At 45.2% G+C, this 21,037-nt stretch carries 17 protein-coding genes; 15 read left to right on the plus strand and 2 right to left on the minus strand.

What is annotated here, in order from left to right; translation table 11 throughout:
- Positions 1-103 precede the first annotated feature (103 nt).
- Positions 104-1,003: a selenium metabolism-associated LysR family transcriptional regulator gene (locus tag MKX41_RS05205; RefSeq protein ID WP_042187365.1), complete on the plus strand. Its 900-nt coding sequence runs from the start codon at positions 104-106 to the stop codon at positions 1,001-1,003.
- A 53-nt stretch (positions 1,004-1,056) separates the two neighbouring features.
- Positions 1,057-1,971, plus strand: coding sequence for a PHP domain-containing protein (locus MKX41_RS05210; RefSeq protein WP_340968988.1), 915 nt, complete (start codon positions 1,057-1,059; stop codon positions 1,969-1,971).
- An 83-nt stretch (positions 1,972-2,054) separates the two neighbouring features.
- Here the strand turns inward: MKX41_RS05210 and MKX41_RS05215 are convergent, their stop codons facing one another.
- A complete protein-coding gene (locus MKX41_RS05215; protein WP_340968990.1) occupies positions 2,055-3,944 on the minus strand; it encodes an Rqc2 family fibronectin-binding protein in 1,890 nt (629 codons plus the stop codon).
- A gap of 293 nt (positions 3,945-4,237) precedes the next feature.
- On the opposite strand from MKX41_RS05215, the gene MKX41_RS05220 reads away from it, so the two are divergent.
- From MKX41_RS05220 to MKX41_RS05240, 5 genes are all read left to right on the plus strand, one after another.
- Positions 4,238-7,057, plus strand: a complete 2,820-nt coding sequence (locus tag MKX41_RS05220; RefSeq protein WP_042187372.1) for a calcium-translocating P-type ATPase, SERCA-type — start codon at positions 4,238-4,240, stop codon at positions 7,055-7,057.
- A 91-nt stretch (positions 7,058-7,148) separates the two neighbouring features.
- Positions 7,149-7,985, plus strand: coding sequence for a diaminopimelate epimerase (gene dapF, locus MKX41_RS05225; RefSeq protein ID WP_340968992.1), 837 nt, complete (start codon positions 7,149-7,151; stop codon positions 7,983-7,985).
- A 138-nt stretch (positions 7,986-8,123) separates the two neighbouring features.
- On the plus strand, positions 8,124-9,788 hold the full coding sequence (locus MKX41_RS05230; protein WP_445671304.1) for a spore germination protein: 1,665 nt from the start codon (positions 8,124-8,126) through the stop codon (positions 9,786-9,788).
- Entirely contained in the window at positions 9,778-10,992 is a 1,215-nt protein-coding gene (locus MKX41_RS05235) for a Ger(x)C family spore germination protein (protein WP_340968996.1), read from the plus strand. Before MKX41_RS05230 ends, MKX41_RS05235 begins: the two co-directional genes overlap by 11 nt.
- An 18-nt stretch (positions 10,993-11,010) precedes the next feature.
- The gene (locus tag MKX41_RS05240; protein WP_340968998.1) at positions 11,011-12,111 is read left to right on the plus strand and encodes a GerAB/ArcD/ProY family transporter; all 1,101 of its coding nucleotides are present in this window, start codon (positions 11,011-11,013) and stop codon (positions 12,109-12,111) included.
- On the opposite strand, the gene MKX41_RS05245 is transcribed toward MKX41_RS05240, so the two are convergent.
- Positions 12,084-12,341, minus strand: a complete 258-nt coding sequence (locus MKX41_RS05245) for a hypothetical protein (RefSeq protein ID WP_339270635.1) — start codon at positions 12,339-12,341, stop codon at positions 12,084-12,086. The genes MKX41_RS05240 and MKX41_RS05245 overlap by 28 nt on opposite strands.
- 172 nt (positions 12,342-12,513) lie before the next feature.
- Here MKX41_RS05245 and MKX41_RS05250 point away from each other — a divergent pair, with 172 nt between their 5' ends.
- The 8 genes from MKX41_RS05250 to def all read left to right on the plus strand — a co-directional run bounded on the left by MKX41_RS05250 (position 12,514) and on the right by def (position 21,034).
- Positions 12,514-14,385: a bifunctional homocysteine S-methyltransferase/methylenetetrahydrofolate reductase gene (locus tag MKX41_RS05250; protein ID WP_340968999.1), complete on the plus strand. Its 1,872-nt coding sequence runs from the start codon at positions 12,514-12,516 to the stop codon at positions 14,383-14,385.
- A gap of 38 nt (positions 14,386-14,423) precedes the next feature.
- Entirely contained in the window at positions 14,424-15,317 is an 894-nt protein-coding gene (locus MKX41_RS05255; protein WP_042187381.1) for a YicC/YloC family endoribonuclease, read from the plus strand.
- Between the two features lie 48 nt (positions 15,318-15,365).
- Positions 15,366-15,626 (plus strand): extracellular matrix/biofilm regulator RemA, encoded by a 261-nt coding sequence (remA, locus tag MKX41_RS05260; protein ID WP_006209218.1) that lies wholly within the window; start codon positions 15,366-15,368, stop codon positions 15,624-15,626.
- Positions 15,627-15,645: 19 nt separating this feature from the next.
- Positions 15,646-16,215, plus strand: a complete 570-nt coding sequence (gmk, locus tag MKX41_RS05265) for a guanylate kinase (RefSeq protein WP_076282916.1) — start codon at positions 15,646-15,648, stop codon at positions 16,213-16,215.
- 52 nt (positions 16,216-16,267) lie between these two features.
- Positions 16,268-16,468 (plus strand): DNA-directed RNA polymerase subunit omega, encoded by a 201-nt coding sequence (rpoZ, locus tag MKX41_RS05270; protein WP_036686188.1) that lies wholly within the window; start codon positions 16,268-16,270, stop codon positions 16,466-16,468.
- 229 nt (positions 16,469-16,697) lie between these two features.
- Complete coding sequence (gene coaBC / locus MKX41_RS05275) at positions 16,698-17,933, plus strand: bifunctional phosphopantothenoylcysteine decarboxylase/phosphopantothenate--cysteine ligase CoaBC (protein ID WP_339802983.1); 1,236 nt, start codon at positions 16,698-16,700, stop codon at positions 17,931-17,933.
- A complete protein-coding gene (gene priA / locus MKX41_RS05280; protein ID WP_339270642.1) occupies positions 17,933-20,464 on the plus strand; it encodes a primosomal protein N' in 2,532 nt (843 codons plus the stop codon). The genes coaBC and priA overlap by 1 nt, the downstream gene beginning before the upstream one ends.
- 84 nt (positions 20,465-20,548) lie before the next feature.
- Entirely contained in the window at positions 20,549-21,034 is a 486-nt protein-coding gene (gene def / locus MKX41_RS05285; RefSeq protein ID WP_042126884.1) for a peptide deformylase, read from the plus strand.
- Positions 21,035-21,037: the final 3 nt, after the last annotated feature.

Genomic DNA, 21,037 nt, shown 5'->3' on the forward strand with positions numbered 1-21,037 from the left:
GGTGGCTGCATGTCCTTTTTGAAAATAAGAATATATAAGCTTCATATCGTACATAATCCCTTACTTAAGTTTCTTTTATAGATAGCACAAGGAGTTGCAGAGCATGAACTTTCATCAATTACATATTTTTTATACTGTCTTAGAGCGAGGAAGCTTCTCGGCAGCGGCACAGACATTACATATGACTCAACCAGCAGTGACCATGCAAGTACAGGCGCTAGAGGATTATTTTGGAACCAAGCTCTTCAATCGTTCTACCAAAAAAATCATGCTCACCGAAGCAGGTCATACGTTAATGCCATACGCGCTGCGCAGTATCCAATTGATGCGGGAGACGGATCAAGCGATGTCGGCGTTTACGCATATGTTGGAAGGGCGCTTGCAGCTTGGGGCAAGCCTTACCATTGGGGAGTATGTGCTGCCACGGCTCTTAGGTCCTTTTGGAAAGCAGTATCCGAACATTTCAATCATGATGAAGGTCATGAATACCTCGCAAATTATGGAGGAAATCCTAAAACATCAGTTGAATTTTGGTTTAATTGAAGCGTCGGTAACACATCCTGATATGGTGATTGAGCCGGTGATGGGGGATGAATTGAAGTTGATTGTGCCCCATGATCATCCGCTTGCAGAGCAGCAAGAGGTCACTTTGGAGGAGGTGCTTCAGCACCCTTTTGTCCTGCGTGAGCAGGGCTCAGGAACGCGGCGTGTGATGGAAGAGCAGCTCTTCTCGAAGGGGCTTGATCCGGGATCGATGAAAATAGTGATGGAGCTTGGTAGTACGGGTGCTGTGAAGTCGGCAGTGGAGGCAGGTCTTGGGGTTACTATTATCTCGACTTCTTCTGTTAAACATGAGGTTGCGCTTGGACTACTGAAAATCGTGAATATCTCGGATGCCTCATTTAAAAGACAATTCTACGCCATTCATCTAAAATCGACACTGCTGCCAATTTCTGCAGTGACGTTCTTGACTTTTTTGCGCGAGCATTCGAATGATAACTAAAGCAATATGACCAGAGGCAGGAAACTTAGAAACTAGCGATAGAGGTGATAGAAATGGAGAATGAAACTAGACTGGATGAACTGAAGGGCGACAGACCGGAGAATATTGACGCCTCACGATGCGATCTTCACACGCATACTCAAGCCTCTGATGGCATGCAGCCACCGGAGGAAAATGTACGTCTCGCTAAAGAGAAGGGACTAATCGCAGTTGCCATAACGGATCATGATACTGTGGCTGGTGTGAAGGAAGCTCTCAAAGCAGGAGAGAAATACGGAATCACTGTTGTACCGGGTGTAGAGATCAGCACTCGTGCTGGAGGAAAAGATATTCACGTCCTTGGATACTACGTAGATCCAGCAAATGAGTTGTTTCTTTCCCGTTTGGAAGGGCTAAGAGAAACCCGGGCACTAAGGAATGAGGCGATCCTCTCAAAATTACGTGGGCTTGGGATTGAAATTACGCTTGAGGCAGTTGTCGCGGGAATTGGACGGGAACTTAAGCCTGATGAGAGTATTGGTCGACCACATATTGCTGATGAGCTGGTTCGTCTTGGAGCAGCTACGGATATGAGAGATGCGTTCAATAAGTATTTAGCCGAAGGTGCAGCGGCTTACGTGTCACCCCCACGAATCACGCCCGAGGAAGCCTGTGATTGGATTATCGAGGCGGGTGGGTCTCCAGTATTGGCGCATCCAGGCCTATATGGTGACGACCAGTTAGTACGAGGGATTATGGAGCGGGGGGCTTTTAAAGGGATTGAAGTTTATCATTCGGATCACGAACCCGCTGATTCAGAGCGTTACCTAACCATGGCTGAAGAATACAGCTTAATTATAACCGGTGGCTCGGATTTTCATGGTGCCCGCCAAGGTGTTGTATTCCATGGAGATATCGGTAGTGTTACGGTTTCTGTTGAAGCGCTTGAACAGTTGAAGAAGGTTGCTGGCATGTTACGTCAAAACTAAGTTTAATCAGTTGCACATAATATACTGAAAAACGAAAACCGGCTGTCATCCACAAATGGACGACAGCCGGTTCTTTTTATTATTTAGCTTCTCAGCGTATTTGGAAGACTCTTAATGCGATTTTCATCTGGAGTGACAAACAATGTTTTCTGATGATCATAGATCACAAATCCGGGTTTCGAGCCACTCGGTTTGCGGACATGGCGGATTAGTGTACAGTCTACAGGCACACTGCTTGACTGCTTCGCCTGACTGAAATAAGCGGCAAGCTGGGCGGCTTCTTCCAGTGTGGCATCTCCAAATTCCTCACTACGGATGACAACGTGAGAACCAGGAATATCCTTGGTATGCAGCCAAGTGTCATTAGGTGAAGCCAGTCGATTAGTGACGTATTCGTTCTGTAAATTATTTTTTCCGACATAAATGTCGATGCCTTCAGACGAGGTGAAGACCTGCAATGTAGGTCTGGTTGCTTTTTTCTTTTTCTTGCCTTTTTTGCTTCGGTCGCGAAGATATCCTTGACTTACAAGCTCGTCGCGGATCTCTTCAATGTCATTCAATGAGGCATGGGCAAGCTGTTGAAGTAAACTTTCCATGTAGGATATTTCCTCATGGGTCTTAATCAGCTGCTCATTAATGACAAGGAGGCTGTTTTTATATTTGTTGTACTTTTTAAAATAACGTTGTGCATTATCCGATGGGCTTAATAAAGGGTCGAGTGGGATGACCATTTCTGCCTGATTTTCGTCATAATAATTGACCAAAGAGGCTTCTTTATCTCCTTTGGACACGGCATGTAAGGACGCGAATAGCAATTCACCCCAAATACGATAGCGATCTGCGTCTTGCGCTTCGTCTAGATCTTTCTGTAGATTGGCAAGCTTCTTAACGTTTTTGCTACGTTCGTTGCTCAGGAAACGGATCAAATCACTTACCCGTTGCTTCACCGTATCACGTTCAGCTTTATCCCCGTAATAATCCTCCATGCACTCACTAATCGTGTTATATTGCTTCGCATTCTCACCCAATAGAGATAACGGAATCGCGGAAAAAATCATTTTCCCTTTCGCATTCGCACCTGAAACAGGAGAGAATTCGCAATTATGGACAGGTCCCATTACAGACTGGAAGGCGTCCCATAACTTTGTTGGAAATTCTGGTGCAGATCCCTGTGTATCGCCTACCGCAAGGTCATTTCTGAGACGAAGAGCAATCTCTCCGGCAACAAGTGGACTCATTCCGCTGAAGGCATGTACCATCCAGCCTACCGGGTCAGCTGATGGGGAAGGACCGCCTGAGCCGTCAGGTTTCTGTTCAACCTCTTCTTTTGTAATCAGGTTGGCGAGCTCACCTTCAATGATTTCTTCCGGTTCGGCCTCCTTCTCATCTTCTTCCAGTAGAGCGGATTCTTCAGCAGCTGAGATCAAATTGAGAAATTGTTCTTTATCGATCTCCAGAGGGTTCAGCTTGTGTTGCTGAGGAGGCTCTGTGTAAGCGACACCGGGCATTACGATCCGGTAGCTGCTGATTGATGGAGTAACATGATGAATGCCGTCTATGATCGTTCCTGTGCTGAGCTCAGTAAGGATGATATTACTGTGCCGTCCCATGAGCTCTATGATGATCTTTTTGGCAGAGACGTCTCCAAGCTCATCTCTAGTCTTAACATTTATGTGAATAATTCGTTCCATGCCTACCTGAGTGATACTCTCAATAGCCCCACCTTCACAATGCTTACGCATGAGCATGCAGAACATAGGTGCTTCTGATGGGTTTATGCTGCTTCTTTCTGTAAGATGCAGACGCGGATATGTCGGATTAGCAGAGAGCAATAGCTTGCCGCCGCCACCGGCACCCCGCAGGTTGAAGATAAGATCGTGATTGCTCGGTTGATATATTTTGCCTATACGCGCACCGATGAATGATTGCAGTTCGTGCACGATAGCTCGGGTAACAATGCCGTCTAATGCCATGATAAAGCTCTCCTGTCGACGTGAAATGAATTTCTGAAAATATAAGAAAGTATAAGTTTCACATCATACTTTATATCTTATATTTCTTGTTTAAACGCTTACCGCCCTTATAAGAACACCGAAGACGTTTAAGCTTACCTCTCTATGATGCCATACTTTGGGACATTCGCGCAAAAGGGGAATTGGTTAGGCGGTGATATTATTGGACGACCTTGAATACACTTGGTCATGAACAGGTGGAAAAGCTGTGCGCCGCCGGAAGTCAAGAAACGACCGGGAGGGAAAGAAAAGTCATGGAACAAAACAGTTGGCACCGGCTCGGTGCAGAAGAGCTGCAGAAAATGTTCAATGTCCATCCGAGGACGGGCCTCAGTGGAGAGGATGCCGCGGAGCGACGGAAGCAAAATGGGTATAACGAGCTGTCCGAAGGAAAGACCGTATCCCCGTTTACCCTGCTGTTGAACCAGTTTAAGGATTTCATGGTGCTTGTGCTTATGGGTGCGACGCTCGTATCCGGTTTGCTTGGCGAATATTTGGATGCCATCACGATCATCGCGATTATCCTTTTAAACGGAGCCCTTGGGTTTGTTCAAGAGTTCCGCGCCGAACGTTCGCTAAGAGCTTTAAAACAGCTCTCCGCGCCTTCTGCCAAAGTACTGCGTGGGGGGAACAGCGAGGTTATTCCAGCAAAGATGTTAGTACCAGGTGATATTGTCTTGCTGGAGAGTGGTGATCGAATACCCGCGGATATCCGATGGCTGGATTGCAGTTCTCTATATGTGGAGGAATCCGCGCTAACTGGGGAATCGCTGCCTGTCTCGAAGCATTCGGATGTGATCCGCGCGGAGGAGATTCCGCTCGGCGATCAGAAGAATCTTGGGTTCATGGGCACAATGGTAACCAGGGGTACTGGTAAAGCTATCGTAATTCGTACGGGTATGGACACAGAGATGGGTAAGATTGCAGACCTGATCCAGAATACAGAATCTCAGGAGACTCCCCTTCAGCATCGTCTCGAGCAGTTAGGAAAAATTTTGATCTATGTATCACTAGGTTTAACTATTGTAGTTGTAGCTGCCGGTATTTTACATGGACAGCCTGCCACAGCAATGTTCTTGGCCGGGGTAAGCTTGGCGGTCGCTGCGATTCCGGAAGGGCTTCCGGCCATTGTAACCATCGCACTTGCGCTGGGCGTGCAGAGGATGATCAAACGAAAGGCCATCGTTCGTAAATTACCTTCAGTGGAAACCTTGGGCTGCGCATCCGTCATCTGTTCGGACAAGACGGGTACATTGACTCAGAATAAAATGACGGTGACCCGATTATGGACGGGCGGACGTGGCCTTGAAGTAACAGGTGAAGGTTATGCTCCGAACGGACAGGTTCTGGAGAAAGGTAAACCGGTAGATCTCAAAAATGATCAAAGTTTAAGACGGATGCTACAAGTGGGTGCTTTGTGCAGTAATGCAGAGATTATTGAGACCTTTCCGACCGAAGTGCGAGGTAAGCGTAAAGGGAAGGATAAGGACATTGTAGTTGATAAATCTTCTGACAGCTCATCGATCTGGGAACTCAAAGGAGATCCAACGGAAGGAGCTCTAGTAGCGCTTTCAGGGAAGATGGGTTTGACTGCCCAGACGCTAGCCGTAACCTACTCCCGTGAGAAGGAATTTCCTTTTGATTCCGAGCGAAAGTTAATGTCAGTTATTATTGGTCATCCCGGAGGACGGATGGTATGTACGAAAGGCGCGCCTGATGTGCTGCTTAATCGCTGTTCGTATATGCTCTGGGAGGGCGGTGTCGTGCCTTTAACGCCAACATTGCGGCAGAAAGTACTTGATGCCAATGAGCAAATGGCTTCAGGTGCACTTCGTGTCCTAGGTATGGCTTATCGTGATATGCGTCCAAGTGAAAATGTGGATAGTGAAAAGGATGCGGAGTGCCAACTTGTCTTTATCGGATTGGCTGGAATGATTGATCCGCCACGGCGTGAAGTTCGCGATGCCATTAGCGTCACACGCCGAGCAGGAATTAAGACTGTGATGATTACTGGGGACCATGGAACGACTGCAGAGGCCATTGCTCACCAATTAGGAATTCTGCAACGTGGGGGCACAGTATTAACAGGAGCTCAACTGACTCGGATGGATGATGATGAGCTGGATAAAGTATCGGATAATGTGTACGTATTCGCCCGCGTATCTCCAGAGCATAAGCTTCGTATCGTGAAGTCTTTGCAGCGCCGTGGTCATGTTGTGGCTATGACCGGAGACGGAGTCAATGATGCTCCAGCCATCAAAGCGGCAGATATAGGAATATCTATGGGGATCACCGGAACAGATGTGACCAAGGAAGCATCTTCATTAGTGCTAGGGGATGACAACTTCTCAACCATTGTAGCTGCCATTGAAGAGGGTAGAAACATCTATGAGAACATTCGTAAATTCATTCGATACCTGCTCGCATCAAATGTAGGGGAAATCTTGACCATGTTCTTTGCCATGATGCTCGGTCTGCCTCTGCCATTAGTGCCTATTCAAATTTTATGGGTCAACTTGGTGACAGACGGACTGCCAGCGATGGCGCTTGGTGTTGACCAGCCTGAGAAGGACTTAATGGAGCATAAGCCGCGTGGTGCAAAGGAAAATATTTTTGCCCGTCGTTTAGGGTGGAAGATCATAAGCCGTGGATTTTTAATCGGTTTATGTACGTTAGGAGCATTTTGGCTAACCTTACGTGTAGCACCAGAAAATCCAGCGCAGCTGATTCGAGCACAGTCCGTAGCTTTTGCGACACTCGTTATGGCCCAGTTGATTCATGTCTTCGATTGCCGCAGTTCTCGTTCGGTGTTCCATCGAAATCCGTTCCAGAATAAGTACCTAGTTCTTGCTGTTTTGTCATCCGTGATTTTGATGCTGGCTGTTATGTATATTCCATTTCTCCAGCCCGTCTTCAAAACAGTGCCGCTTAATTTCCGTGAATGGTGTCTAGTATTTGTAACTGCGGGGATTCCGACCTTCTTGATGGGGGCTGGCAGTGTTTGGGGCGGTAAACGTAATCGTGGTCGTAGCGGCAGTAATTCGATGATAAAAAGTACAAAAATTTCGGCATAAAGTTAATAGTAACGCTCCATTCCTAAAGGTATACTTGTTGCAGTTAATAGCTCGTATCTAACTTAACATAACCTTTAGGAGTGGACTTTCAATGGAATTCACAAAAATGCACGGCCTAGGCAATGACTTCATCGTAGTTTTCGGCGAGCAAGAGCTACCAAGCAATGCAGCAGATCTTGCTGTAACGTTATGCAATCGATTCTTCGGAATTGGAGCGGACGGACTTGTATACATCCTTCCGTCTGAACGCGGCGATTACATGATGCGCATTATGAACTCTGATGGCTCGGAAGCAGAGCAGTGCGGAAATGCCATTCGCTGTGTATCCAAATATGTCTACGATCATGGCCTGGTAAACTCCGAGCAGATTGTTATTGAAACGATTGGTGCCGGAGAACAAAAGGTTACCTTGAATGTAAAAGACGGTGTAGTGGAATCTGTAACGGTTGATATGGGTGAACCTGTATTGTCCGGTCTTCAAATTCCGGTAGCTATTGATGCAGAACCCGTGCTCTCAGAGCGGATTGAATCGGATGGAACCGAATTTAAGTTTACTGCAGTATCTATGGGTAATCCTCATTGCGTTATTTATGTAGAAGATGCCGTATCTTTCGATCTAGCGACATGGGGACCTAAGCTAGAGGTACATCCATTGTTTCCGAGAAAGGTAAACGTTGAGTTCGCGACGGTTCTGGATCGAGGCAGAGTAGATATGCGGGTATGGGAACGTGGAGCTGGACCAACACTTGCTTGTGGGACTGGAGCTTGCGCAACTTTAGTATCTTCTGTGCTAAATGGTCTGACGGACCGAGCAGCTTGGATTAGTCTAAAGGGTGGCGATCTGTACATTGAATGGAATGAAGAGGATAACCATGTGTATATGACAGGTCCTGCTGAGGTTGCATTCACAGGTAGTGTAGCCATTTAGAAAAATACTTAAGAAGGCAGCCCAAGAGAATCTCTTGGGCTGCCTTTTTGTGTTTCCACATCCTTGCGACTTTATGTAGCCGAATAATGGAAGGGATAACCGAGAATAATACCCCTAAGATTGAAAAAAGGGGGGACCTTGTTGAACATAAACGGGATAAACAGAAGAAACAAATCCGCTAAGGAACAACAAGGAGCCTCAGTTCATGAAGATACTCGAATTCCGAGGCTTACCGATGATTTGGACCAAACGCTCGACCAAATAGATAATGAGTTGGGTCATAGTCCTGATCTCAAAATTCGTCAGGTAAAGATCGGAGGTGAGAGTCCCGTTCAAGCAGCAGTGATTCATCTTAATGGTCTTGTCAACAAGGAAACGGTCGATGAATTCGTAATCGGTTCGTTACTCGGAATTACAGACGAAATGCTCAAAGAGAACATCTCTGCAACAAATGATCTTAAGGAATTCGTATTGAACCGTGCTTTGGAAATAGGTCAAGCACAGCTGCAAGAGGAGTGGAATGAGGTTCTACTGGCGATCCTTTCTGGCAAAACGGTCATTCTGATTGAAGGTTATGACAGTGCAATTGTGTGTGAGACCGAGGGAGGAGAAGCTCGCTCCGTCAGCGAACCATCCACCCAGCTAGTCGTGCGAGGCCCAAAGGATAGTTTTGTTGAATCTGTAGCTACGAACATTTCCTTGATTCGGAGACGAATTAAGTCTTCTAAGCTAAGACTAGAACATTTAAAGATCGGAAAGGTAACTCACACAGATGTGGCCCTCATGTACATTAAAGACAATGCAGACGAGAAGTTGGTAGAAGAGGTGAGAAATCGGCTACAACAGATTAATGTCGATGCCATCATGGAATCCGGTTATATTGAAGAACTAATTCAGGATAAAACCTTCACACCTTTTCCAACCATTAATAATAGTGAACGGCCTGATGTTGCAGCGACGAACCTATTAGAGGGTAGGGTTGTGATCATTATAGATGGTACCCCGTTTGTATTGATTTTGCCTGCGGTATTTACACTGTTTTTTCAGTCTGCCTCGGATTATGCTCAAAGGTTCGATATTGCAATTCTCATGCGTCTTGTTCGATATATCAGTTTTATTGTACTAATTCTTGGACCTTCCGTTTATATAGCGTTAACCACTTACCATTATGAGATGATTCCTACAACCCTGTTAATCAATCTATTATCACAACGTGAAAATGTACCTTTTCCTGCTTTTGTGGAGGCAATCCTGATGGAAGGAGCGTTCGAGATCATTAGAGAGGCTGGAGTAAGAATGCCGCGTGCAGTAGGACAGACAGTATCCGTTGTTGGTGCTCTTATTTTGGGACAGGCAGTAGTAGAAGCAGGAATCATCACACCGGTTATGGTTATTGTAGTAGCGCTGACAGGGATTGCGAGCTTTGCTATACCTGCTTATAACATGGCGATAGCAGGTAGAATTATCCGTTTCGGATTTTTAGTGCTGGCCGGTATGTTTGGTTTTTATGGGATTACTTTAGGCTTAATTGTTTTGCTTGCACATATGAATAGTCTGCGTTCATTCGGTGTCCCTTATCTATCCCCTATTGTGCCTATATCCTCACATGGTCAAAAAGATGCGTTCTTAAGACTGCCCTTATGGGCTTTGAGAACGGAGCAAGTTTCTACAACAAAGAGGCAAGAAGGCATTTCGGAAGGAAAGAAGATCTCAACAGGACATGAACAGAATATTTCTCCTAAAATCCTTGAAAAATCTACTGGGGCAGAGCATCCAAAAAAAGGAGTGCAGGATGAAGAGTAATCGCACTATTTTTATTGGGGTTGTCCTGCTTTGTTTATTGATATTTCTCAGTCTTACAGGCTGCTGGGACAGTGTGGAGCTAAATAGAAGGGCAATCGTTTCTGGAGTGGCTATTGATAGAGGTCCTACAGATGAGGAAAAATATGTATTATCTTTTCAGATTATAATTGCTGACGAAATCTCTGGCGAGAACGCCAGAGGTACTTCGCCAGTCGTAGTATATAAAGGCAGTGGACGTACAATGTTTGAAGCGTTGGCTAATGCCTCGCGTCAGACTGCGCGCTTCTTGTCCTTAGGTCATATCCGAGTGATCGTTATTTCGGAGAAGTTTGCTCGCGAAGGTATCAAAGATATGATGGATGTCCTAGAAAGAGAGAGTGAAACTAGGCTAACCAGTTTTATTTTTATATCAAAGGGACAGCCGGCGGTAGATAGTATGACGACCATGACTACGTTTGGCAAAATACCCGCAAATGATCTAGTGGAGAAGCTGCAGACGACCTCTAAACAGTATGGATATAATTACCGGATGGAAGTAGACGATATAATTCGTGGTATTCAAATTCCTGGTGGTGGGCCTATCGTCAATGGGGTAATGGTAACAGGGGAATTGGACAAAAAAGATAATAACGACAGTTTGAAAAATATAGATCCTGAGGCCATTCTTAGAGTTACAGACTTCGCTGCATTTAAAGAGGACAAGCTGATAGGCTGGCTACGAGGTGATGAAGCTATAGGCACTGCCCTGCTAAAGAATAAAATTACACAAATTCCAGTAGTGGTTTCGATTGGTGAGGATGAATATGTAGCGTTCATCGTGTATTTATCTCAGGTACATATTCATGCTGATGCGAAGGACGTCGAGCATCCGGTAATCACAATAAATATCACTGAGCAGGCAGGTTTAAAAGAATCGCCTAATGCTTTGGATTTGACAGATCCCAAGGTCTTAAATAATCTTTCGGAACTTCTAGAACAGAGTATCAATGATAAGTTACATGCAGCTGTCTCAGCAGCTCGTTTGTTAAAAAGCGATTACCTTGGATTTGGTGAAGTTGTAGAACGAGAGAATCCGCGGGGGTGGAAGCAAGTAAAAGATCATTGGGATAGCATATTTGCAACCTGTGAGATCAAGTTTAATGTGGATATAGTTATTCGGCATACCGACATGCGGAGTGATTCCTTTCAGTCCAAAAAGAAATGATAATTTAGGAGGGCAGCTATGGGAAATATAAAAATAGGACTACTTCAATTTTTCACCCTGACAGTGTTGTTTGAACTAGGGACGGCGCTGGTAGTGAATCTTGGAATGGAGTCTGATAAGGATGCTTGGATTTCCATATTGCTGGGGAATTTGATAGGATTAATTGTTTTTGCAGGATATGCCTATCTTTATAGAAAGTTTCCGAATCTGCCCCTTACGGCATATATCCGGCAACTATTTGGCAAATATGTGGGTTCGTTGATATCCATAGCTTATATCGTGATATTTCTTAATTTGGCTGGTCGTGATCTGCGAGATGGTAGCTCTATGCTAGTTATGGCTACTATGCACAGGACGCCGTTATTCATTGTAGCGATGTTAATGGTATTATCTAGTGCTTATGTATTGCATAAAGGAGTAGAAGTGCTGTCCCGAACTTCGTTGGTGTTTGCGGTGATTGTGATATTAATCGGTTTATTTTGTTCGAGCATGTTAATGTTCTCGGGCTCCATTAATTTGAACCGTTTGCTCCCTGTTTTTGAGAATGGAATTAAGCCAATTGTTTCTTCTGTTTTACATCAAAACTACATTTTCCCTTTTGGTGAAATGATCTGTTTTACTATGCTTATGCCCTATCTGAATAACGTTAAAAAAGGTCCTTGGGTAATCGCAGCGGGCATATTTGTATCAGGTATACTGTTAAGTATGACCATGGCCTTAAATATATCGGTGCTTGGTACAGATATTGTCAGGCGTTCTCCGTTCCCCTTAATGCCTACGATCAGTAAGATCTCTATCTCCGATTTTATTCAACGTGTGGATATTCTAATTGTCATGGTGCTAATAATCGGTGTTTTTTTCAAATTGTCTGTTTTTTTTGCAGCAGCACTTATTGGGATTTCAGAATTGTTCAAGATTCCTTACCGAAGAATGGTGTATCCGGTAGCTCTAATAATCCTGTTCAGTTCGATGCTGAATGCCCGAAGCTTCACAGAACATATTGAAGAGGGAGGGAAACTGCTATACACGGTCTTTCCCTTCTTTATGGTGTTGATTCCATTGCTCCTAATTATTATTACAGCGATAAAAAGTCACAGTTCCCCTCCTCGTTCTGGTTGATGCCCTGTCTTCCAGGCTAGGATATCGGGAATAATCAGGCATAGCAATAAAATACAAGCAGCGACTTTCTCAGAGGGGGTATATAGCAAGTAATTTAGAATATAACCGATATTGCCCAGACCATATCCGTACATCCAATCTCCCAAATACAGAAATAATAAGCAGAGAATGCATAAGAGTAGAATTACCGTGTATTTTCGGATCAGAAGCTTTCTTGTTTTTTTCTTCACTTAAATACCCCTTTTATTGTTTTTAACGTTAGTATGAGGCTTTTAATACTTGATCATTCATACCACTGGGGGGTTGATTGCTTTTCTTATGAAAGCTTATCATCCATAGCGATTTATGTTACATTAGTATGAAACTAAAGTAGAACCTAATGTGACAGGGGAGGATCTTGCAGTGAAGCCGGATTTACGTTCCGCATGGGGAAACAAAGTATTGGTCGGAGACGGAGCGATGGGTACCTATTTATATCAGAAGGGTTTCCCTGTCGGCATTTCCTACGAAGAATTAAATTTGACCTCTCCGGGGGTTATCGAAGATGTCCATCGCAGCTATATCGATGCAGGAGCAGTGCTGCTAGAAAGCAACACCTTCTCAGCGAATTTTGACAGGCTGTCCAAATATGGTTTGGAGTCCAAGGTTGAAGAAATTAATCGCGCCGGAGTAAGAATCGCTCGTAAAGCTGCTGGAGATACAGGCTATGTATTAGGTGCTGTAGGCTCTATTCGCGCCGGTAAGCGTGCAAATCTCTCATCGACAGAGTTGAAGAGGTATTTTACACAGCAGATTACAGCTTTGTTAGAAGAAGAAGTAGACGGCGTTATGCTAGAAACCTTTTACGATGTCGAGGAACTGCATCTTGCGCTAAGAACAGTACGTAAACATAGTACTCTCCCAGTCATTTGCCAATTTGCTGTGGATGAATCGGCACGTACATTAGATGGATTGACGTTACCAGAGGCTTTCCGGATCTTAGAAGGTGATGGAGCGGATATTATCGGTTTTAACTGTAATACTGGCCCGAATGGAATTAAGAGAGCACTAAAAGCAGTACAGGGTAATCTAATTCTGCCTACTTCAGTCTATCCGAATGCGGGTGTTGCGGATTATGTTGACGGAGAATATCGGTATGGGGCTTCACCGGAATATTTCGGACAAATGGCAGTTACTTTTGCAGAAATGGGTTGCAGAATTATTGGGGGCTGCTGTGGTACTACTCCGCAGCATATTGCTGAAATTTCTTCCGCATTGAAAGATTACGTACCTCAGCCACTTCCAGAACCGACGCTTCCGACTGTGGAGCGTGTATCTTTGCAGGAGCATTTTGGCGAAGATGAGGGAAGAGATGGTCGTGAGCCGAACCTGGTTGATCTAGTCAAGGAACGTCATACGGTTATCGTTGAGCTTGATCCACCTCGTGATTTGGATATCGGCAAGTTCATGAAGGGTGCAGAAGCGTTGAGAAGAGCAGGTGCGGATGCGCTGACACTCGCCGATAACTCACTGGCTGTTACACGGATGAGCAATATGGCTTTGGGCCATTTGGTGCATGCTAAAACTGGACTCCGTCCACTAGTGCATATTGCTTGTCGCGATCGCAATCTGATTGGTACCCAATCGCATTTGATGGGTTTTGATGCGCTAGGAATTGATCATGTGTTAGCGGTGACTGGAGATCCAGCGAAATTCGGAGATCTTCCCGGCTCAAGTTCGGTTTACGACTTAACCTCTTTTGAAATTATTCGTATGATTAAGCAGTTGAATGATGGTATTTCCTTCTCAGGTAAACCTTTGAAGCAGAAAGCGAATTTTGTTATCGGTGCTGCCTTTAACCCGAATGTGAAACATTTAGATAAGGCCGTACAGCGACTGGAGAAGAAAATTGCCTCTGGTGCAGATTATATTATGACTCAGCCTGTCTATGATCAGGAGCTTTTCGTAAAGATCGCTGAGGCAACTGCACATCTGGATATTCCCGTGTTTATTGGTGTGATGCCATTGGCTAGTGGGCGTAATGCAGAGTTCCTGCATAACGAGGTTCCGGGAATCCAGCTTACGGATGATGTTCGGAATCGCATGAAGGGACTTGAAGGAGAAGCAGGAAGAGCTGAAGGGGTCGCCATCGCTAAAGAGTTGTTAGATGTTGCAACTGCCCATTTCAATGGGATCTATTTGATGACACCGTTTATGTTCTATGATATGAGCGCACAGCTGATCGAGTATGTATGGGAGAAATCAGGACGTAAATTGTCCCCCTTGTTTCGCTAGTAATAATCAATTACAATAGTGTAATGGATGTGATTCCGTTGTCATTTAGCATGACCGGATACGGTCAATCGTCCCTGCAATTCGGCGGCTACAAGATTATGTTCGAAGTGAAATCGGTGAATCACCGGTACTGCGAAGTTGTACTGCGGATGCCCCGGGATTGGACGGGTTATGAGGATGTGCTGAGAAGAAAGGTTCAGCAGCACGTCAAACGGGGAAGGATAGATGTTACCATCAATAGAGAGCACGATGAGTCATCTTCCGGACCGGTTCTGAATCGCTCTACTGTCATGACTTATCTTAAGGCAGCAGATCAGCTTAAGAACGAGTATGGTTTGTCCGGTGAGTTGACTCTACGTGATATACTTTCTATACCCGGTATTATGGAAAGCAAAGATGAGGCTGCGGGTGCCGTGTCCGCGGCCTTAGAAGACTACTCTGAAATGTTGGAGACGGGACTTGAGCAGAGTTTGCAATCTCTGCTAGAGATGCGCGCCCGTGAAGGCAGTTTTCTAGCCGCTGATATTGAACAGCGTCTCAATCATCTAGAATCCATGCATGCTGAAATGGTCGAACTTGCACCTGTTGTAATCATTGAATATCGTGACAAGCTTCGTCATCGATTAAATGAGTTAAATGATGGGACGTTCGCTTTTGATGAGCATAAATTCGGGATGGAAATCGCTATTTTTGCAGATCGCTGTAATATTGATGAAGAGTTGACCCGGTTGTATAGTCATTTCGAACAATGCAGAACCCTCCTGAAGGGGAAAGGACCGGTAGGACGCAAGCTGGATTTTCTCATTCAGGAGATGAACCGGGAGACGAATACAATCGGATCGAAATGTAATCATTTAACACTCGTGGGTCTTGTGCTAGACATGAAAGCTGAGCTGGAGAAGATTCGCGAACAAGCGGCAAACATAGAGTAACCGGGAACAGGCAATAGCATAGAACTTTATGGGGGGAACTACCGGAACATGGCAATCAAACTTATCAACATTGGCTTTGGGAATATTGTGTCCGCCAATCGCATTATTTCCATCGTCAGTCCGGAATCTGCACCGATCAAACGTATTATCCAGGAGGCTCGAGATCGACATATGTTGATCGACGCCACCTATGGCCGACGGACTCGTGCCGTAATCATTACAGATAGTGATCATGTCATTCTGTCGGCTGTACAGCCGGAGACTGTAGCGCATCGCTTATCCAGTAAAGATGACGACAACGACGAATAACAACTAAATGGAGTGTATTATGTCAAAAGGATTGCTCATCATATTATCCGGACCTTCCGGCGTGGGTAAAGGTACTGTATGTACTGCGCTACGACCGAAGATGCCCGAACTTGTCTACTCAGTTTCTGCTACTACTCGCAGTCCGCGTGCGGGTGAGGAAGACGGCGTGAATTATTTTTTCAAAAGCAAAGAGGAGTTTTCGGCTATGATAGAAGCCGATCAACTGCTTGAATATGCGGAGTACGTAGGTAATTTTTACGGTACTCCACGTGATTTTGTAGAGAGAACTCTCAATAGCGGCAAAGATATTATTCTCGAAATTGAGGTTCAGGGAGCTCTCAAAGTTAAAGAAAAATTTCCTGAAGGTATTTTTGTGTTCCTTCTTCCACCTTCTATGGATGAGCTGAAGGACCGCATACGCGGACGGGGTACGGAACATCCAGATGTGATCGATCACCGCATGACTGTAGCGGAGGATGAGATTAATCTAATGCAGCATTATGATTATGCTGTTGTAAATGATGAGATTGATCTGGCCTGTAAGAGAATAGAAAGCATTATTATCGCCGAACATTGTAAAGTTAGATAATGAATGCTGCAAGGCTGAAGGTATTACCAGTAAACTATGAAGAGGTGTCCCTGTGCTATATCCATCAATTGATGAAATGATGACCAAGGTTGACAGTAAGTATTCGCTCGTTGTAGCCGCAGCACGTCGTGCTAGACAATTGCGTGAGGGTGGCAAGACAGATGTGAAGAACCCTAGATCGCATAAATTCGTCGGTGTTGCTCTTGAAGAAATTTACGAAGATCGCATTACGCTTACCCGTGGTGAAGAGTAGTCTCAAGTCTATTTAGATATGACCTTTTGTAGAAACGGATACCGCCTATTTGTTATTAGGCGATGCCGTTTCTTCTTGGGTTATGGAGCAATTATGGGTCTTTAATGAATGCTGATAGCCCAAGACCGGGCTGTTTCTGACAACCGGAAGGTTGTTATTTTTTTCTCAAAATATAAGAAGTTTAAGAATTAGATCATTCGTTGTAAGAGAAGGGAACAGGGGGGAGATCATGTTGAAGAGCTTGAAGGGGAAGACTATTTTACTTGGGATTACAGGGGGAATTGCCGCTTACAAAGCAGCAGCCCTGACCAGTAAGCTTGTCCAAAAAGGAGCCGAGGTTCATGTCATTATGACAGCTTCGGCAAAGCAGTTCATTACAGAATTAACTCTACAGTCACTGTCGAAGCAACGAGTATATAGCGATACATTCCAGGAACGGGATCCATCCTCCATCTCGCATATTGATTTGGCTGATTCGGCGGACCTTGTGATAGTAGCACCAGCAACTGCAAATATTATTGCTAAAATGGCGCACGGAATTGCGGATGATATGTTATCCACAACGTTACTCGCTACTACTGCACCTATAATGGTGGCACCGGCTATGAATGTTCATATGTATCAGCATCCCGCTGTACTTAGCAATTTGGATACCCTCGCTAAACGAGGTATTCAGTTTATTGAGCCTGGAGAAGGTCTGCTGGCATGTGGTTACGTGGGTAAAGGACGTTTAGAGGAACCGGAGACTATTGTAAGTTATGTTGAGGATTTTTTTGCGTTGCAAGAAAGTGTGAAGTCTAGTCCCCTCAAGGGTAAAAAGATCGTCATCACAGCTGGTGGTACAGTAGAACGGATTGATCCGGTACGCTATATCTCCAATGATTCCTCCGGTAAGATGGGTTTTGCATTGGCACGTGCTGCACGTGCAATGGGTGCTGAGGTTACCTTGATTGCTGCGCGAACAGATGAAGCGCCTCCGCAGGACCCGGATATGAATGTCATTCGTGTTCAATCTGCACAAGAAATGTACGATGCGGTTACTGCGCAGTGGGATAGCTGCGATATCATGATCAAGGCTGCTGCTGTTTCGGATTACCGGCCTAAGCAAAGTGAGCCATCCAAAATTAAAAAAAGTGGAGATACACTGACACTTGAGCTTATAAAAACAACGGATATTCTGGAAACGCTAGGTAAGAACAAAGACAAGCAGTTCTTGATCGGCTTTGCTGCGGAGACGGGAAACACAGAATTTTATGCAAAGGACAAGCTGGTCCGCAAAAACTGCGATCTCATTGTTGCAAACAATGTAGCGGCTGCAGGAGCCGGATTCGGATCGGATACGAATATTGTATCGATTTATGATGTAGATGGATTGGTGCTCGAATTGCCACAATTGTCTAAGGATGAGGTCGCTCGCCGCTTGCTGACGCTCGTGGCAGAGCGAATTACTGGAGCTTCATTATAATGGATATTGCCAAGGTCATTGTGGATGTGCCTGTACGCAGCACTGACCGGCCATTTGATTATAGTATTCCAGAATCACTAAAGTTATGGATTGAAGTGGGCAGCCGAGTAGCGGTCCCGTTTGGACACCGCACAGTGCAAGGCTTTGTCGTTTCTCTGGAGTCAGGTGAAACAGTAGTGAATCCTGGTCTTAAGGCTATTCAAGAGGTGCTGGATTTGCTTCCACCTTTATCTCCTGAATTAGTTGAGCTAGCGGACTGGATGAGTAAAAGATATGCATGCAGACGAATTTCAGCCCTGCAAGCGATGCTGCCCACTGCTCTAAAAGGGAAGGCAGAACGACTGATTTCGCTAGGAAATGTGGAAGAAGAAGCAGCATTTTCTGATGATGAATTATTCCCTATGTTTGCAGATACAGGGAATGAGGAACGACTAATTACTGAGTTTATCGGACGTAATGGCGAAGTTTCCATGAAGCAGCTCACCCGTGCATTTCCGGAGGCTGCGGAGACGGTGAAGTTCATGCTAAGACGTGGAGTTCTTGTAGAGAGCCAATCGATTAAAGATAAAATGGGCAAGAAGAAGCTGAAAGCAGTAGATCTTGCGATAGGGATCACGGCTGCTCGTGAGGCGTTGAATAAATTCCCCAAAAAGTCCGCGCGACAGAAGGAAGTGCTTAGCTATCTGATTGAAAGGGAATCTACACTCCCAATGGCGCTTAAGGAAGTCTTGTCTGCACTTCAAGTGACGGCAAGCACCGTGAAGGGTTTAGAGGAAAAAGGCTTTATCGAAATCAGTGAAATCGAAGTCTATCGCGACCCTTATCAAGGACGTGATTTTAAGCCTACTACGCCTCTGCCACTTACAGCAGAACAAGAGATTGTATACACACGTATTTCACGAACGCTAGAAGAACAGCTCCATGAAGTTTTTCTGTTACATGGCGTTACGGGGAGTGGTAAGACAGAAATCTATTTGCAATGTATCAAACGTTGTTTGGATCAGGGTAGACAGGCCGTAGTGCTCGTCCCAGAAATCGCATTAACGCCGCAGATGGTGGAGCGCTTTAAGGGGCGCTTCGGAAGTGGTGTTGCGGTAATGCATAGCCGATTATCTGTTGGCGAACGTTATGATGAGTGGCGCAAAATCCGTGAAGGAAAGGCTACGGTTGCCGTTGGCGCCCGTTCAGCGGTGTTTGCTCCGTTCTCTAACCTAGGTTTGATTATTATGGATGAAGAGCATGAAACCTCATATAAGCAGGAGGAAAATCCGAAATATCATGCCCGTGATGCAGCGATTCGCAGAGCCGAACAGTGTGGGGCAGCCGTGATTTTAGGCTCCGCCACGCCTTCGTTAGAAAGCTATCATGCTGCTAGAGCGCAGAGTGATATTCATTTTTCACCAGTCCTTCTAGAGATGCCTACCCGCGCGCTTGGTAACGAACTACCGAAGGTAAATATCGTGGATATGCGGGAAGAGCTTAAAGAAGGTAATCGCTCAATGTTCAGTCGAAAGCTTCATGCTGCATTGGCTGAAAGACTGGAACGTGGAGAACAGACCGTGTTATTGCTTAACCGTAGAGGTTTCTCGACGTTTGTTATGTGCCGGAGTTGCGGATATGTAGCAGGCTGCCCCGAGTGTGATATTTCATTAACGTATCATAGTCGTAGTGACAATTTGCGTTGTCATTATTGTGGTCATGCTGAACCAGCACCTAAACTTTGTCCAGAGTGTGGAAGTGAGCATATCCGGTTCTTCGGAACGGGGACGCAGCGGGTGGAAGAAGAGCTTGGTAAGTTGTTCCCTGGGATACGGGTGATTCGTATGGACGTGGATACAACGACAGAAAAAGGTTCGCATGAGAAGCTGCTGAATCAATTCAGAGACAAAAAAGCGGATGTTCTGCTAGGCACTCAGATGGTAGCAAAAGGTTTGGATTTTCCTGACGTAACTCTTGTTGGCGTAATTACAGCAGATTCAGCGTTGAACTTGCCCGATTTTCGTGCAGCGGAGAAGACCTTCCAATTGCTTACACAAGTTGCTGGAAGAGCAGGTCGGCATCAGCTTCCGGGTGAGGTCGTTGTTCAGTCCTATACACCAGAGCATTATTCTATTATTCATGCTAGCGGGCATGACTATCTCTCTTTTGTAAGGGAAGAGCTGAAGCATCGCAGAGGGCTACATTATCCACCTTATTGCAGACTGATACTCGTTACATTATCCCATGAGCAGTTACCGCTACTACTCCGGATGGCAGAGAATTACGCTATGAATCTGCAGGGGAAGGCCAGAAATCTAAGATGGTATGGGAGTCTAGATAAGCTAACCACGGATGTATTAGATCTGTTAGGTCCCGTAGCTTCTCCAATCCCTCGCTTAAAGGGTAGATATAGATTCCAATGTATGATAAAATGGCGCGGCGCCATCGATGTGATAGGGCTTGTTCGACAAGTGGCTGAGGAGTTGGAGGATTCTGTACGGGATACAGGGCTTCAGATCAGCATTGATGTTGATCCGCAAATGTTGATGTAAATCGTTATCATGTTACAATGTAAAAAAAGAGCTAGATCAATAAACTCTAAATATAGAGATGTACAGAACGGGAAGGTGTTTTTAATGGCGATACGTATGATCGTTAAGGAACCGGATGAAGTGTTGCACAAAATAGCAAAAGAAGTAACTGTAGTTACACCTAATGTTAAAAAATTGTTAGATGATATGGCTGATACGATGTATGACGCTGAAGGTGTAGGGCTGGCAGCTCCACAAGTTGGTATTTTGAAGCGCCTAATTGTGGTGGATGCAGATGAAGAGCACGGGCTTATCAAAATGATTAATCCGGAAATCATCGGTACAGAAGGGGAGCAGCTAGGACCTGAAGGATGTCTTAGTATTCCCGGATTGAATGGTGATGTACGCCGTGCAGAGACAGTAACCGTGCGTGGTCTTAACCGTGAAGGAAAAGAAATTACCATTACCGGCAGTGGTTTACTTGCACGGGCTTTTCAACATGAGATTGACCATCTGAACGGAGTACTGTTTACCGATATCGCTGAGAAAGTATACGAGATGACAGCTGAACGCAATGAGACTGAGGAGTGAGGA

This window comes from Paenibacillus sp. FSL R5-0475 (genome assembly GCF_038004585.1).
Classification (GTDB): Bacteria; Bacillota; Bacilli; order Paenibacillales; family Paenibacillaceae; genus Paenibacillus_AQ.

Excerpts from the sequence above, each read along its gene's own strand:
- MKX41_RS05235 (WP_340968996.1), top strand. The coding sequence starts at position 9,778 with ATGAAGAGTAATCGCACTATTTTTATTGGGGTTGTCCTGCTTTGTTTA.
- MKX41_RS05205 (WP_042187365.1), top strand. The coding sequence starts at position 104 with ATGAACTTTCATCAATTACATATTTTTTATACTGTCTTAGAGCGAGGA.
- MKX41_RS05215 (WP_340968990.1), bottom strand. The coding sequence starts at position 3,944 with ATGGCATTAGACGGCATTGTTACCCGAGCTATCGTGCACGAACTGCAA.
- gmk (WP_076282916.1), top strand. The coding sequence starts at position 15,646 with ATGTCAAAAGGATTGCTCATCATATTATCCGGACCTTCCGGCGTGGGT.
- dapF (WP_340968992.1), top strand. The coding sequence starts at position 7,149 with ATGGAATTCACAAAAATGCACGGCCTAGGCAATGACTTCATCGTAGTT.
- def (WP_042126884.1), top strand. The coding sequence starts at position 20,549 with ATGGCGATACGTATGATCGTTAAGGAACCGGATGAAGTGTTGCACAAA.
- MKX41_RS05240 (WP_340968998.1), top strand. The coding sequence starts at position 11,011 with ATGGGAAATATAAAAATAGGACTACTTCAATTTTTCACCCTGACAGTG.
- priA (WP_339270642.1), top strand. The coding sequence starts at position 17,933 with ATGGATATTGCCAAGGTCATTGTGGATGTGCCTGTACGCAGCACTGAC.
- coaBC (WP_339802983.1), top strand. The coding sequence starts at position 16,698 with ATGTTGAAGAGCTTGAAGGGGAAGACTATTTTACTTGGGATTACAGGG.
- MKX41_RS05220 (WP_042187372.1), top strand. The coding sequence starts at position 4,238 with ATGGAACAAAACAGTTGGCACCGGCTCGGTGCAGAAGAGCTGCAGAAA.
- MKX41_RS05210 (WP_340968988.1), top strand. The coding sequence starts at position 1,057 with ATGGAGAATGAAACTAGACTGGATGAACTGAAGGGCGACAGACCGGAG.
- remA (WP_006209218.1), top strand. The coding sequence starts at position 15,366 with ATGGCAATCAAACTTATCAACATTGGCTTTGGGAATATTGTGTCCGCC.